The sequence below is a fragment of the Pseudomonas sp. TE21435 genome, from assembly GCF_056279265.1.
The window spans coordinates 5,177,507-5,192,326 of the sequence record NZ_JBWBQZ010000001.1 but is presented as its reverse complement, the minus strand read 5'-3'; the positions used below and the strand labels follow the sequence as shown (position 1 = coordinate 5,192,326).

At 64.6% G+C, this 14,820-nt stretch carries 12 protein-coding genes; 5 read left to right on the top strand and 7 right to left on the bottom strand.

Annotation, left to right across the window (positions count from 1 at the left end; translation table 11 throughout):
* Window positions 1–17 precede the first annotated feature (17 nt).
* Window positions 18–1,565 (top strand): AmpG family muropeptide MFS transporter, encoded by a 1,548-nt coding sequence (locus tag ACZ9C1_RS23500; protein ID WP_102682686.1) that lies wholly within the window; start codon window positions 18–20, stop codon window positions 1,563–1,565.
* Window positions 1,566–1,654: 89 nt separating this feature from the next.
* On the opposite strand, the gene ACZ9C1_RS23495 is transcribed toward ACZ9C1_RS23500, so the two are convergent.
* From ACZ9C1_RS23495 to ACZ9C1_RS23485, 3 genes are all read right to left on the bottom strand, one after another.
* Window positions 1,655–2,893 (bottom strand): MFS transporter, encoded by a 1,239-nt coding sequence (locus ACZ9C1_RS23495; RefSeq protein ID WP_102682740.1) that lies wholly within the window; start codon window positions 2,891–2,893, stop codon window positions 1,655–1,657.
* Between the two features lie 198 nt (window positions 2,894–3,091).
* Entirely contained in the window at window positions 3,092–3,928 is an 837-nt protein-coding gene (locus ACZ9C1_RS23490; RefSeq protein WP_023631294.1) for a mechanosensitive ion channel family protein, read from the bottom strand.
* 113 nt (window positions 3,929–4,041) lie between these two features.
* Window positions 4,042–4,527 (bottom strand): YajQ family cyclic di-GMP-binding protein, encoded by a 486-nt coding sequence (locus ACZ9C1_RS23485; RefSeq protein ID WP_139668800.1) that lies wholly within the window; start codon window positions 4,525–4,527, stop codon window positions 4,042–4,044.
* Window positions 4,528–4,628: 101 nt separating this feature from the next.
* On the opposite strand from ACZ9C1_RS23485, the gene ACZ9C1_RS23480 reads away from it, so the two are divergent.
* From ACZ9C1_RS23480 to ACZ9C1_RS23470, 3 genes are read left to right on the top strand one after another with little or no spacing between them, the layout of a single operon-like run.
* Window positions 4,629–5,546: a putative 2-dehydropantoate 2-reductase gene (locus tag ACZ9C1_RS23480; protein ID WP_102682685.1), complete on the top strand. Its 918-nt coding sequence runs from the start codon at window positions 4,629–4,631 to the stop codon at window positions 5,544–5,546.
* Between the two features lie 37 nt (window positions 5,547–5,583).
* Window positions 5,584–7,611: a sensor histidine kinase gene (locus ACZ9C1_RS23475; protein WP_102682684.1), complete on the top strand. Its 2,028-nt coding sequence runs from the start codon at window positions 5,584–5,586 to the stop codon at window positions 7,609–7,611.
* Window position 7,612: 1 nt separating this feature from the next.
* Window positions 7,613–8,179, top strand: coding sequence for a cob(I)yrinic acid a,c-diamide adenosyltransferase (locus ACZ9C1_RS23470; RefSeq protein ID WP_111531712.1), 567 nt, complete (start codon window positions 7,613–7,615; stop codon window positions 8,177–8,179).
* Window positions 8,180–8,219: 40 nt separating this feature from the next.
* Here ACZ9C1_RS23470 and ACZ9C1_RS23465 read toward each other — a convergent pair whose 3' ends face one another.
* The 4 genes from ACZ9C1_RS23465 to secA form a co-directional block, all read right to left on the bottom strand.
* Complete coding sequence (locus ACZ9C1_RS23465; protein ID WP_110700443.1) at window positions 8,220–9,164, bottom strand: Nudix family hydrolase; 945 nt, start codon at window positions 9,162–9,164, stop codon at window positions 8,220–8,222.
* Window positions 9,161–9,793 (bottom strand): glutathione S-transferase family protein, encoded by a 633-nt coding sequence (locus ACZ9C1_RS23460; RefSeq protein WP_110700445.1) that lies wholly within the window; start codon window positions 9,791–9,793, stop codon window positions 9,161–9,163. Before ACZ9C1_RS23460 ends, ACZ9C1_RS23465 begins: the two co-directional genes overlap by 4 nt.
* 93 nt (window positions 9,794–9,886) lie before the next feature.
* A complete protein-coding gene (argJ, locus tag ACZ9C1_RS23455; RefSeq protein WP_102682680.1) occupies window positions 9,887–11,104 on the bottom strand; it encodes a bifunctional glutamate N-acetyltransferase/amino-acid acetyltransferase ArgJ in 1,218 nt (405 codons plus the stop codon).
* An 88-nt stretch (window positions 11,105–11,192) separates the two neighbouring features.
* A complete protein-coding gene (gene secA, locus ACZ9C1_RS23450) occupies window positions 11,193–13,928 on the bottom strand; it encodes a preprotein translocase subunit SecA (protein ID WP_111531711.1) in 2,736 nt (911 codons plus the stop codon).
* A gap of 333 nt (window positions 13,929–14,261) precedes the next feature.
* On the opposite strand from secA, the gene ACZ9C1_RS23445 reads away from it, so the two are divergent.
* A complete protein-coding gene (locus tag ACZ9C1_RS23445; protein ID WP_110700451.1) occupies window positions 14,262–14,723 on the top strand; it encodes a DUF721 domain-containing protein in 462 nt (153 codons plus the stop codon).
* The last annotated feature ends 97 nt before the right edge of the window (window positions 14,724–14,820 follow it).

Here is a 14,820-nt window from a genome sequence, read left to right as displayed (position 1 = left end):
GAGGCAGATGTTGGCCCATGCCCCGTAAAACCTGGCGCGCTGCGCTCGCTGCCTATGCCAGCCCGTCAACTCTGGTGCTTTTGCTGCTCGGATTCGCCGCCGGCCTGCCGTACATGCTGGTGTTCTCGACGCTGTCGGTTTGGCTGCGCGAAGCCGGCGTGGCCCGCGAGACCATCGGCTATGCCAGCCTGATCGGCCTCGCCTACGCGTTCAAATGGGTCTGGTCGCCACTGCTCGACCAGTGGCGCCTGCCGCTGCTCGGCGGCATGGGCCGGCGCCGTTCCTGGCTGCTGTTGTCGCAACTGCTGGTGGTGCTCGGGCTGGTCGGCATGGGCTTCTGCGACCCGCAGAAACACCTGTCATGGCTGGTCGCCCTGGCGGTGCTGGTGGCCTTCGCCTCGGCGACCCAGGACATCGCCGTCGACGCCTACCGCCTGGAAATCGCCGACGACCAGCGCCAGGCTGCCCTGGCTGCCAGCTACATGGCCGGCTACCGGGTCGCCGCCCTGCTTGCCACCGCCGGTGCGCTGTTCTTCGCCGAGTGGTTCGGCTCCACCGGTTTCAGCTACCTGCACGAAGCCTGGACCGGCACCTACGTACTCTTCGGCGTGCTGATGCTGCCGGCGGTGTTCACCACCCTGGTGATGCGTGAGCCCCCCGTCCCCCTGCGTACCCAGCTGTCGGCCGCGCGCTATGGCTTGATGCACCAGCTGGCGTCGGTGTTCGTGCTGATCATCCTGCTGGTCTCGGTACCGGCCAGTTTCACCCAGATGTTCAACACCGACTGGGGCAGCGTGGCGTTCGGCGACGCGACCCTGCTCGACCTGCTGCTCGAAGACCGCGCCTTCCTGCGCCTGATCCTCTATGTGCTGCTGACCTGGGCGTGCCTGTCGTCCCTTGGCCGTCGCGGCCTGGCGCCGGTGCTCACGCCGGTCAACGACTTCATCGTGCGCTATCGCTGGCAGGCCCTGCTGCTGCTCGGGCTGATCGCCACCTATCGCATGTCGGATACGGTGATGGGCGTGATGGCCAACGTGTTCTACATCGACATGGGCTTCACCAAGGACCAGATCGCCAGCGTCAGCAAGATCTTCGGCCTGATCATGACCCTGGTCGGCGCTGGCGCCGGCGGCCTGCTGATCGTGCGCTTCGGCATCCTGCCGATCCTGTTCATCGGCGGCGCGGCCTCGGCGGCCACCAACATCCTGTTCCTGATGCTGGCCGACATGGGCCCGAACCTGGAAATGCTGGTGGTCACCATCTCGCTGGACAACTTCAGTTCGGGGCTCGCCACCTCGGCCTTCGTCGCCTACCTGTCGAGCCTGACCAACCTGAAGTTCTCGGCCACCCAGTACGCCCTGCTCAGCTCGATCATGCTGTTGCTGCCACGCCTGATCGGCGGCTATTCCGGGGTCATGGTGGAGAAGTTCGGCTATCACGACTTCTTCCTGGTCACCGCCCTGCTGGGCGTGCCGACGCTGGTGCTGATCGCGCTGCACTGGCGCCAGGAAGTCGGTCGGGGAAAGCCGGCGCCGGTGGAGAGCCCGGCAGCTGAACAACACTAGGCCATTAGCGGCCTTATCGCGGGGCAAGCCCGCTCCCACGCATACTTTCTTTGAGCGCTGCGTGGGAGCGGGCTTGCCCCGCGATGCGTCTAGCCTGCAACCACCGCAGGGCGCCTGCCGATCACGAACCACAACGGCCACAGCGCCAACGCACCCGCCACGCCCGCGGCCAGGGCAAAATGCATCAGACTGGCCCCGGCACCCAGCATCGCCAACACCGCGCCGCCCAGGCCCAGCAAGGCGATGGTGATCATCCCCAGCATCGCCGATACCAGGCCCTTGCTCTGCTCGCTGGAGAACAGCGTCATGCGGTACAGCACCGCGTTGGCGACGCCCAGGCCCAGCGCGTACAGCGACATGCCGGCCACCACACTGGTCACCGTCGGCCAGAACCAGGTGGCCGCAACCATCAGCGCCAGGCCCGCCAGGTAAGGCCACAGGGCGCCACGCACCAACGCCGGCAGCGGGTAGCGATCGGCGATGCGGTTGATGATCAGGTTGCCCAGGATCAGCCCGCCGAACACCGGCAGTTGCCACAATGCGTATTCCATCGTGCTCAGACCTTCATCATGGATCAGCAGCACAGGTGACAGGCCGATCCAGCCGATAAGGGGCAACCCCACCAGCCCCAGCGCCGCGCTACCGGCCACGAAACGACGGTTGCCCAGCAACTGACCGTAACCCGCCAGCAATGGCAGCAGGTGGATGGGCGTGAACGGCAGGCGCGAACCGTCGCGGCGCTCCACGCCCAGGGTTTCCGGCATCAGCCGGTAGAGCAGCAGCCAACACAGCACCGCGCCGGCGGCGAAGGCCACGAATAGCCAGCGCCAGTCCAGCCACTGCAGCATCAAGGTGCCCACCAGCGGGCCAAGCAACGGCGACAGCAGCGCGATGTTGGCCAGCAGCGCCATCATGCGCACCGCGTCGGCCTCGCTGAACGCCTCGTTGAGCGCCGGATAGCTGACCGTGACCACGAAGCCCAGGCCGATGCCCTGCAACAGCCGCAACAGGTTGAACACACCGATATCCTGTGCCCAGAAGGCCGCCAGGCACGCCAGCCCGAAGAACACACAGCCCCCCAGCAACAGCGGGCGCCGGCCATAGCGGTCGGCCAATGGGCCGATCAGCCACTGCAGCAGCACGCCACCCAGCAGGTAGAGGTTGAGGGCATGGGGAATGTATTCGGGGCTGGCCTGGAGATCGCCGACCACTACCGGCATGGCGGGCATGACCGCGTCGCTGGCCAGGTAGGTCAACAGTTCGAACAGCGCCAGGGTCAGGCCGAACAGCAAGGCGCGCAGGGGGGTGATATACAGCAGAGGTTTCATGGCGAACATCGGGTTGGCAGGCAAGATCAGGGTGTATGCCAGATATGGCAGCGCCTGGCTGTGAACAAGTGTAAAAAACAGGGCCGCTTCGCGCCCCATCGCCGGCAAGCCGGCTCCCACAGGTTGACCATTGACCCTGTGGGAACCGGCTTGCCGGCGATGGGGCGCGAAGCGGCCCCGATTTCGCGGACGCTTATGTTACGCCACGGTCTCCTGCACCACACGGATCACCCGCTGCGGAAACGGAATGTCGATCCCTTCTGCCTTGAGCCGGTCGCGGGCATGCTCGTTGAGCATGAACATCACGTCCCAGTAGTCGGCGGTCTTGGTCCAGATGCGCAGCGACACGGTGATCGAGCTGTCACCCAGGGTCGAAATAACCGCCTGCGGTGCCGGGTCCTGCAGCACACGCGGATCCTGGGCCAGCTCCAGCAGTACATTGCGCGCCTTCTGCAGGTCGGCGTCGTAATCCACGCCCACGTCGAACACCACCTTGCGGGTCGGCTGGCGGTTGGTGTTGGTGATAATGCCGTTGGAGAGACTGCCGTTAGGCATGATCACGGTCTTGTTGTCGCCGGTGCGCAGCACGGTGTGGAAGATCTGGATGCTGTCCACGGTGCCACTGACACCTTGGGCCTCGATCCAGTCACCGATACGGAACGGACGGAACATCAGGATCAGCACACCGCCGGCGAAGTTGGCCAGGCTGCCTTGCAAGGCCAGGCCGATGGCCAGGCCGGCGGCACCGATGGCGGCGACGAACGAGGTGGTCTCGATACCGATCATCGACGCCACGCTGACCATCAGCAGCACCTTCAGCACGATGTTGGCCAGGGTGCTGATGAAGCCCTGCAGCGCGGCGTCGGCACGCAGGCCCACCAGCTTGCCAAGACGGGCACTGAGCTTGTTGATGATCCACCAGCCGATGGCCAGGGTCAGCAGCGCCAGCAACAGGCGGCTGCCGTACTCCATGATCAAGGGAACCCAGGTCTGCGATTGGCGAACCAGCTGATCGACTTCAGCGTTCAAATCCATGTTTATCTCCTGATGCCGAACGGCAAGTACACAGTGAAGCGGGCAGCGCAAAGCCAGCGGCCCGGACCCCGATGGACATCAATGCGCCATCAAGGTTCCGGGCCGCCGTGCGATCAGTCGCGGAAGTTGTTGAACTGCAGCGGCATGTCGAATTCCTTCGCGCGCAACGCGGCGATGGCCTCCTGCAGGTCGTCACGTTTCTTGCCGGTGACGCGTACCTGCTCGCCCTGGATCGAGGCCTGGACCTTGAGCTTGGCGTCCTTGATGTGGGCAACGATCTTTTTCGCCAGTTCCTTGTCGATGCCTTCGCGGAACTTGGCTTCCTGCTTCATCTCCTTGCCGGACGGATAGGCGTCCTTCACTTCCAGGCACTTGACGTCGATCTTGCGCTTGACCAGAGCCAGACGCAGGATTTCGACCATCGACTCGAGCTGGAACTCGGCCTCGGCGGTCAGCATCACGGTCTGCTCCTTGTCCTTGAACTCGAAGCTGCCCTTGCCCTTGAGGTCATAGCGGCGGTCCAGTTCCTTCACCGCGTTGTCCACGGCGTTGGTGACTTCGTGCTTGTCCAGTTCCGATACCACGTCGAACGAAGGCATGGGGTTCTCCATAAAAAAACAGCGCGCTCAGCTTGAAGATGGAGCGCGTCAGGGTTAGGGGGTTAAAATGCGGACTCATTATAACGGGTTGCGAAACGCAGATGAGCAGCACCTGGCATATTCTCGGCGCCGGCAGCCTCGGCAGCCTCTGGGCCTGTCGCCTGGCCCGCGCCGGCAAGGCGGTTCGCCTGATCCTGCGCGACCAGCAGCGCCTGGCCGCCTATGAACGCAAGGGCGGGCTGACCCTGGTGGAGCAGGATGCCCAGCACCACTATGCGATCCCTGCGGAGAGCTTCGACGCGCCCGGCCCGATCCATCGCCTGCTGGTCGCCTGCAAGGCCTACGACGCCGCGCCTGCCGTGGCGCGCCTGGCCCCCAGGCTGGCCCATGGCGCCGAGCTGGTACTGTTGCAGAACGGCCTGGGCAGCCAGGACGAGGTTGCCGAGCAGGTGCCCCACGCCCGCTGCATCTTCGCCTCCAGCACCGAGGGCGCGTTCCGCGAAGCCGACTGGCAGGTTCGCTTTGCCGGCCACGGCTTCAACTGGCTGGGTGATCCGGCCAGCCCCGGCATGCCATCCTGGTTCGACGACCTGCACGACGCCGGCATACCGGCCCAGTGGGCGCTCGACATCCCTGCTCGCCTGTGGCGCAAACTGGCGCTCAACTGTGCGATCAACCCGCTGACGGTACTGCACGACTGCCAGAATGGCGGCCTGCTCGGGTACCTGACCGAAGTCGACCCACTGTGCGACGAACTGGTCAACCTGCTGCACCGTTGCGGCCAGCCCGAAGCGGCCAGCGACCTGCACGAGGAAGTACAGCGGGTGATCCTGGCCACCGCGGCCAACTACTCTTCCATGTACCAGGATGTCCGCCATGGCCGGCGCACCGAGGTCCACTACCTGCTCGGCCACGCCTGCCGCGCCGCTGGCCGACACGGCCTGGCAGTGCCGCAACTGGAACACCTGCACCGGCGCCTGGTCGATAACCTGCAGGCGCGTGGCCTGCGCAGCGACTGATTCTGCCCATTCATCGGATACGGACACCCTCAGACCCATGACCCTGCGTCAACGCCTGGAAAACCTACCGGTCGGGCAGAAGCTGCTGGCGGCCTTGCTGGTGCTGCTGGTGACCATCCTGCTGGTGGCCAACCTCGCCTTCATCAGCGCCGCTTACTGGATCACCCAGGAGAGCATGGCGCCCCAGGCCCTGCAGACCATCGGCAAGCTGGTGTCCAACCCGCAGCTGTCCTCACGGGCCGGCGACTCGCCGGAAGCCGCCACGGCGCTACTGAAGGAGCTCGACAGCTACTCGCCATTGCGCGCGGCGGCCATCTACGGCGGCGACGGGCGCCTGCTGGCGCAACTGCAACATGGCGAGCCGCTGAGCCTGCCCAAGCGCTACCGCAACATCGATGGCTGGCGCCTGATGGAGTTTCGCAGTACCCAGCTGATCCGCCTGCCACGCAACGCCGCGCCCCCCGCACACCTGCTGCTGGTGGCCAGCAGTGAACTACCCACGGCGTTCTACACCGGCACCCTCTCCGCCAGCCTGGCCATCCTGGTGTTCAGTGTGCTGCTGTGGCTGCTCATCGCCCGGCAGATCAAGCGCCTGATCACCCTGCCGATCAATCGCCTCGAAGAACTGACCCGCCAGGTCACCCGCGAGGAAAGCTATGCCCTGCGCGCCCAGCGCGGCAATGACGACGAAATCGGCGGCCTGGCCGAGGCGTTCAATACCATGCTGTCGCGCATCGAAGCCCGCGAGCAGCAGCTCAAGCGCACCCGTGACGAGTTCCAGGATGCCTATGACCAGGCCCAGGGCCTGGCCGAGGAAACCCGCCATACCAACCGCAAGCTGGAACTGGAAGTCCAGGTGCGCAGCAAGATCGAGAAAAAACTCACCGGTTTCCAGAACTACCTGAACAGCATCATCGACTCGATGCCCTCGGCGCTGATCGCCCTCGACGAACAGCTCTACGTCACCCAGTGGAACCACGAGGCCACGGTGCTCTCCGGGACACCGCTGGACGAAGCGCTGAACCAGCCGATCTTCCTCGCATTCGAGCCGCTCAAGCCGTTCTTGCCGCAGCTCAAGGAGAGCGTGGAGAAGCACCGGGTCGCCAAGGTCGAGCGCGTCACCTGGCCCAAGGGCGAGGACCTGCGCCACTACGCGCTGACCTTCTACCCGCTGATGGGCGGTGGCGGACGCGGCGTGGTGATCCGTATCGACGACATCACCCAGCGTCTGTCACTGGAAGAAATGATGGTGCAGTCCGAGAAGATGCTCTCGGTCGGCGGCCTGGCCGCCGGCATGGCCCACGAAATCAACAACCCGCTGGGCGCGATCCTGCACAACGTGCAGAACATCCGCCGCCGCCTGTCGCCGGACCTGCCGCGCAACCAGGAGCAAGCCAGCGAGCTGGGCATCGACCTGCCGGCCGTCAATCGCTACCTGGACAGCCGCGAAGTGCCACAGTTGCTCGACGGCATCCAGCAAGCCGGCGCACGGGCCGCCAAGATCGTCACCCACATGCTCAGTTTCAGCCGTCGCAGCAACCGTCAACTCGCCCCTTGCGACCTGCCGGCGTTGATCGACCAGGCGGTGGAGATCGCCGGCAACGACTTCGACCTGGCCATCGGCTTCGACTTCAAGGGCCAGGCCATCGTCCGCCAGTTCGACCCACAGCTGGGGCCGGTGCCCTGCACCGCCAACGAACTGGAGCAGGTGCTGCTGAACCTGTTGAAGAACGCCGCCCAGGCCATCCACCAGCGCCCGCAACCCAGCGAGCCCGGGCGTATCACCTTGCGCACCCGGCTCAACCCGCCCTGGGCGGAAATCCAGGTCGAGGACAACGGCGTCGGCATGCCCGAGACGGTGCGCAAGCGCACCTTCGAGCCGTTCTTCACCACCAAGGAGATCGGCCAGGGCACCGGCCTGGGCCTGTCGGTGTCGTACTTCATCATCACCAACAACCACAAGGGGCAGATGGAAGTACAGTCCACCCCGGGCCAGGGCACCTGCTTCACCCTGCGCCTGCCCCTGAACCAGGCCCAACCGGCCCCCCTGAACACGGAGACATGACATGGGCTATCGCCTGTCGAAGATCTATACGCGCACCGGCGACAAAGGTGAAACCGGCCTGGGCGATGGGCGCCGAGTGCCCAAGGACCATCCGCGCGTCGAGGCAATCGGCGAGGTGGACAGCCTCAACAGCCAGCTTGGGCTGCTGCTGGCCGGCTTGGCCGAGCAGGGGCTGGATGAGGTCAGCGAGATCCTGACGCCCTGCCAGCACCGTTTGTTCGACCTGGGCGGCGAGCTGGCGATGCCCAGTTACCAAGCGTTGAACCAGGCCGAAGTGGAGCGCCTGGAGGCCGCCATCGATATGTGGAACGAAGAGCTGGGGCCGCTGAAAAACTTCATTCTGCCCAGCGGTTCGGCGCTGATCGCTCAGGCGCATGTGTGCCGGAGCCTGGCGCGCAGTGCGGAGCGCCGGTGTCAGCAGTTGAATGCTGTAGAACCGCTGGAAGGCGTGGGTTTGGCGTACATCAACCGCCTTTCGGATCTGCTGTTTGTCGCGGCGCGGATCATCGGGCGGCGGCAGGGTGTTGCCGAGGTGTTATGGCAGGCGGCGGATAAGCCAGCAGGCTGACACCGCAAGGGGCCGCGAAGCGGCCCCTCTACCAGGCCACTCAGGCCTCAGGCCAGAACGCCCGAATCCCGGCAACACCTTGCGCGCCGACTTCCCACGCCCGCTCACGCTCGCCCGGCCCTACCCCACCGAGCAAGAACACCGGATGGCTGAACCCTGCAGTCAACCGCTGCGCCTCATCCCAGCCCAGCGGCGCTGCCTCAGGGTGCGTCTGGGTCGCCTGCACCGGCGACAGGGTGACGAAATCCACCCCCATCTGCTCGGCCAATGCCAGCTCCTCGGCACTGTGACAGGACGCCGCCAGCCAGCGCTCCTTCGGGAATGGCCGGCCCTTGGCCGCGTACTTGCGCAACTGCGCGGCGGTCAGGTGCCAGCCGGCCGACGGGAAGTCGCCCAGCCATTCCAGCGGCCCCTTGAGCATGAGTTGCGCCTTGCCTGCGCACAGGCCAACCGCGTCGACCGCCACATCGCGGTACTTCGGGTCGTACATGTCCGGTGCCCGTAACTGGATCAGCCTGATACCGCTGGCCACGGCCTTCTGGATACCTTTGAGCAACTCGGGCACTTCCAGACCGTCCGGGGTGATCAGGTATTGATCGGGCAAACGCGCGGCGGCGACGATCGGCTTGTTGGCCTCGGGGAACGCATACTGCCCCAGGTCACGCGGAGCCACCCACGCCAAAGGCTGACCTTCGGCACCATGTGGCTCACCAGCAAAGCCATCCACCTCGTGCACATCCAGCAATACCTGCTTGTCCGGGTAATCGTGACTGACCTTGATCAGCGGGCGCGACCCCGTGACCTCGATACCCAGTTCCTCACGCAGCTCACGGGCCAGCGCCGCTTCGACGCCCTCCCCCGCTTCCACCTTGCCGCCGGGGAACTCCCACAAGCCGCCTTGATGCTGAGTATCCGCACGACGTGCGATCAGGATGCGACCATCGGCACCGCGGATGACCGCGGCTACTACATGAATCCGTTTCACCCTTCACGCTCCGCCAGGCCAGCCCGCTGCCAGGCCTGGAAGGCCGGCCACTGGTAGATGGTTTCGATATAGGCGGCGGCCTCGGCCGGCACCTCGACGCGGTAGGTGCGCAGGCGCACGGCCACCGGGGCGAAGAAGGCATCGGCCAGGGTCGGCCGGCCAAACAGGAACGGGCCACTATCCTTGGCCACCAGGCGGCACTCGGACCAAAGGGCGACCATGCGGTCGATGTCGACCTGCACATCCAGCGGCACGCTTTCCAGCGCCTGGTCGCGGGACAGGTCGAACGGCATGGCGCCGCGCAGGGCGAAGAAGCCGCTGTGCATCTGGGCACAGGCCGAACGCGCCTGGGCACGGGCCGCGATGTCGTCCGGCCACAGGCATGCTTGCGGATGCTGCTCGTTGAGGTACTCGGCGATGGCCAGGGAGTCAGCGATGACGCCATGCTCGGTCTTGAGCAGCGGCACCTTGCCTGTGGCCGAGAACGCCAGCAGGCGCTGGCGGGTATCGGGCTGGTTGAGTTTGATCAGGGTTTCTTCGTAGGGCACGCCGGCCAGGTCAAGGGCCAGGGCGCCGCGTAGCGACCAGGAGGAATACAGCTTGTCGCCGATGATCAGGTGATAGCTCATGGTTCGGCTCCATGTTGCGGGCAGTGTGCGGTAATCGCGGGCAAGCCCGCTCCCACCAAGCTGTGCGTGGGAGCGGGCTTGCCCCGTGATGGGTCAGGTGCGGTATTCGGCGTTGATCTTCACGTACTCGTGGGACAGGTCGGTGGTCCAGATGGTTTCGCTGCACTGGCCACGGCCGAGCTCGATGCGGATGGTGATCTCTTCCTGGGCCATCACCGCCGAGCCCTGTGCCTCGGTGTAGCTCGGGCTGCGCCCGCCTTTGCTGGCGATGCACACACTGTCCAGATACACGTCGATCAGGCTGACATCCAGCTCGGGCACGCCGGCGCGACCGACAGCTGCGAGAATGCGGCCCCAGTTGGGGTCGGAGGCGAACAGCGCGGTCTTGATCAGCGGCGAGTGGGCCACGGCATAGCCAACGTCCAGGCATTCCTGGTGGTTGCCCCCACCGTTGACCTGCACGGTGACGAACTTGGTGGCGCCTTCGCCGTCACGGACGATGGCTTGCGCCACCTCCATGCACACTTCGAACACCGCTTGCTTCAGTGCTTCGAACAGCGCGCCGCTGGCCTCGGTCACTTCCGGCACATCGGCCTTGCCAGTGGCGATCAGCATGCAGCAGTCGTTGGTCGAGGTGTCGCCGTCGATGGTGATGCGGTTGAACGACTTGTTGGCGCCGTCGAGCATCAGGTCCTTCAACACCGCCGGGGCGACCTTGGCGTCGGTGGCGATGTAGCCGAGCATGGTGGCCATGTTCGGGCGGATCATCCCCGCGCCCTTGCTGATACCGGTGACGGTGATGGTCTTGCCGTCGAACTGGAACTGACGGCTGGCGCCCTTGGGCAAGGTGTCGGTGGTCATGATGCCGGTGGCGGCTTCGGCCCAGTTGTTTTCCGACAGGTTGTCCAGGGCGGCCTGCAGCGCGCCTTCGATCTTTTCGACCGGCAGCGGCTCGCCGATCACGCCGGTGGAGAACGGCAGGACCGACTCGGCCGGCACGCCGGCCAGTTCGGCCAGCCTGGCGCAGGTGCGCTCGGCGGCGGCCAGGCCCGGTGCGCCGGTGCCGGCGTTGGCGTTGCCGGTGTTGGTCAGCAGGTAACGCACGGTGCCCTGCACGCGCTGCTTGGAGAGGATCACCGGGGCCGCGCAGAAGGCGTTGAGGGTGAACACGCCGGCGACGCTGGAGCCTTCGGCGCAGCGCATCACCACCACATCCTTGCGCCCCGGACGCTTGATGCCCGCCGAGGCGATACCGAGTTCGAAACCGGGAACCGGGTGCAGGGTGGGCAGGGGACCAAGACCAACAGCCATTAGAGCGCTCCTAGATAAATCGGTTGAGAACAAAAAGCGGGGCCGCAAAGCGGCCCCGGATGTGTCACGTTACTGCAGGTGGTTCAGATCATTCAATCTGACCATGGCAATGCTTGAATTTCTTGCCCGAGCCACACCAGCAAGGCTCGTTGCGACCGAGCTTCATGTCGTTGCGCACAGGGGCCGATGCGACGGCGACTTCAGCGCCCTCCTCGGCCAGTTGCTCGCCTTCCAGGCCTGGTGCGGCGGCGTGCTGGAATTGCATGCGGCTGGCCAGTTCCTCGGCCTCGCGGCGCAGACGGGCTTCTTCCTCGACCGGGTCTTCGCGACGGACCTGAACGTGCGACAGCACGCGGATGGTGTCGCGCTTGATCGACTCGAGCAGCTCCTGGAACAGGGTGAAGGATTCGCGCTTGTACTCCTGCTTGGGGTTCTTCTGCGCATAGCCGCGCAGGTGGATACCGTGGCGCAGGTGGTCCATGGTCGAGAGGTGGTCTTTCCACAGATCGTCCAGCACACGCAGCAGGATCTGCTTCTCGAAGGTACGCAGGGCGTCGATGCCGGCCTGGTCTTCCTTCTCGTTGTAGGCGTCGGTGATTTCCTTGAGCAGCTTCTCGCGCAGGGTCTCCTCGTAGAGGTGATCGTCTTCGTCGAGCCACTGCTGGATCGGCAGCTTCATGGCGAAGTCGCTGGACAGCGAGGCCTCCAGGCCGGCCACGTCCCACTGCTCGGGCAGCGACTGCGGCGGGATGTGCTGGCTGATGGTGGCATCGAGCACTTCCAGGCGGAACTCGGCGATGGTGTCACCGATGTTCTCGGCCGCCAGCAGGCTGTTGCGCATGTGGTAGATCACCTTGCGCTGTTCGTTGGCCACGTCGTCGTATTCGAGCAACTGCTTGCGGATATCGAAGTTGCGACCCTCGACCTTGCGCTGCGCTTTCTCGATGGCGTTGGTCACCATGCGGTGCTCGATGGCCTCACCGGACTGCATGCCCAGCGCCTTCATGAAGTTCTTCACCCGGTCGGAGGCAAAGATGCGCATCAGGCTGTCTTCCAGCGACAGGTAGAAGCGGCTCGAGCCGGCATCGCCCTGACGGCCGGCACGGCCACGCAGCTGGTTGTCGATACGGCGCGATTCGTGGCGCTCGGAGGCAATCACGTGCAGGCCGCCGGCCTCCAGCACCTGCTGGTGGCGCTTCTGCCAGTCGGCCTTGATCTGGGCGATCTGCTCGGCGGTCGGGTTGTCCAGGGCGGCGACTTCGGCCTCCCAGTTACCGCCCAGCAGGATGTCGGTACCACGACCGGCCATGTTGGTGGCGATGGTCAGGGCACCCGGCGCACCGGCTTGCGCGATGATCTCGGCTTCTTTCTCGTGGTACTTGGCGTTCAGGACCTTGTGGTCGATACCTTCCTTCTTGAGCAGGTTGGACATGTGCTCGGAGGTTTCGATGGTCGCGGTGCCGACCAGGACAGGACGGCCCTGGGCCATGCTTTCCTTGATGTCGGCAATGATTGCCGCGTACTTCTCGTCGGCGGTCAGGTACACCAGGTCGTTGAAGTCCTTGCGCGCCAACGGCTTGTTCGGCGGGATGACCATCACGTTGAGCGCATATATCTGCGCGAACTCGAACGCCTCGGTGTCGGCGGTACCGGTCATGCCGGACAGCTTGGTGTACAGGCGGAAGTAGTTCTGGAAGGTGGTCGAGGCCAGGGTCTGGCTTTCGGCCTGGATGTTCAGGTTTTCCTTGGCCTCGATGGCCTGGTGCAGGCCCTCGGACAGACGGCGGCCCGGCATGGTGCGGCCGGTGTGCTCGTCGATCAGGAGGATCTGGCCGTCCTGGACGATGTACTCGACGTTGCGATGGAACAGCTTGTGCGCCCGCAGGCCGGCGTAGACGTGGGTCAGCAGGCCCAGGTTGTGCGCGGAGTACAGGCTCTCGCCCTCGGCCAGCAGGCCGGATTGGGTGAGCATGTCCTCGATGAACTGGTGGCCGGCCTCGTTCAGTTCGACCTGGCGGCTCTTCTCGTCGATGCTGTAGTGACCCTCTTGGGTCACCTGGCCTTCGACTTCCTCGATGTGCTGGGTCAGGCGCGGGATCAGGCGGTTGATCTCGATGTACAGCTTGGAGCTGTCCTCGGCCTGGCCGGAGATGATCAGCGGGGTACGCGCTTCGTCGATGAGGATCGAGTCGACTTCGTCGATCACCGCGAAGTTCAGCTCACGCTGGAACTTCTCGTCCTGGCTGAACGCCATGTTGTCGCGCAGGTAGTCGAAACCGAATTCATTGTTGGTGCCGTAGGTGATGTCCGCGGCGTAGGCGGCGCGTTTCTCTTCCGGTGGCTGGAAGGCCGAGACGATGCCCACGGTCAGGCCGAGGAACTCGTACAGCGGGCGCATCCAGTTGGCGTCGCGGCGGGCCAGGTAATCGTTCACCGTGACCACGTGCACGCCCTTGCCGGACAGCGCGTTGAGATAGACGGCCAGGGTACCGACCAAGGTCTTGCCTTCACCGGTACGCATTTCTGCGATCATGCCTTCGTGCAAGGTCATGCCGCCGATCAGCTGGACATCGAAGTGACGCATGCCCATCACGCGCTTGCCGGCCTCGCGGGCCACGGCGAAGGCTTCGGGCAGCAGTTGATCAAGCGTTTCGCCTTTGGCCAGGCGCTCCTTGAACTCTGCGGTCTTGCTCCGCAGCTGCTCGTCGGAGAGGGCCACCATCTTCTCTTCGAAGGCATTGACGGTGCTCACCGTCTTGAGCATGCGTTTGATTTCACGCTCGTTCTTGCTTCCAAAAAGTTTTTTTAACAAAGGCGCAAACATATCGGCAGGATCTTCCACACGTAGGGATGGAGGGCGGCCCCATGAGTCGCCCGTGCAGCCCAGAGGCCGCATGCGAACGAGCATTCTACCCGGAAACGATGGTGAGGAAAGTGGTGGATTTCCACGATGCTGGCACAGCGCTTTTAGGGGGCTTGACTAACATAGGGGCTTTTTGCGCAAGTTCAAGGTGCGCGCAGATGAAACGTATCGCGAATGACTTGCATCAAGATCCCAGCCAGCATGGCCGTTTCGCACGTCGCGTGGGAAAGGGCTTGCCCCGCGATCAGGCGGCGCCTGTTAAACTGCCGGTCTAGCAACCCGCCGCGAACTTCCATGGCCTACAAACCCTCTTCCGCCCACCCGCCCTCGGCCCTGCTGCGCAAGGCACGCCCGCTGCGCCTGCTGCTGAACCAGGCCGAGCGCCTGGAGCACCTGCAGCGCCTGCTGGAAAGCCAGCTGCAGCCAGCCGCCCGCGAGCATTGCCACGTGGCTTCCTGGAAGGAAGGGACGTTGTTGCTGGTGGTTACCGACGGCCATTGGGCGACCCGCCTGCGCTACCAGCAGAAACGCCTGCAACGTCAGCTCATGGCCATGGAAGCCTTCGCCAACCTGACGCGCATACTGTTCAAGGTGCAACCGCCGCTGGTGGCAGCCAAACGCGAGGGGCAAGGGCCGGAGCTTTCGGAAACTGCCGCTCAGAGTATCCGAGGGTCGGCGGAAGGAATCAGTGACCCGAAGCTCAAGGCGGCGCTGGAGCGATTGGCGGCGCATGCTCAAGGGAAGGATAACGGTTGAGAGCGCTCGACTTGAACCTTGCATAGGTACTCGATATCCGCCACAACGCAGCTCTCGAACTGTTTGCCATCAGCCCAGATCCAAATCCTAGCCATAA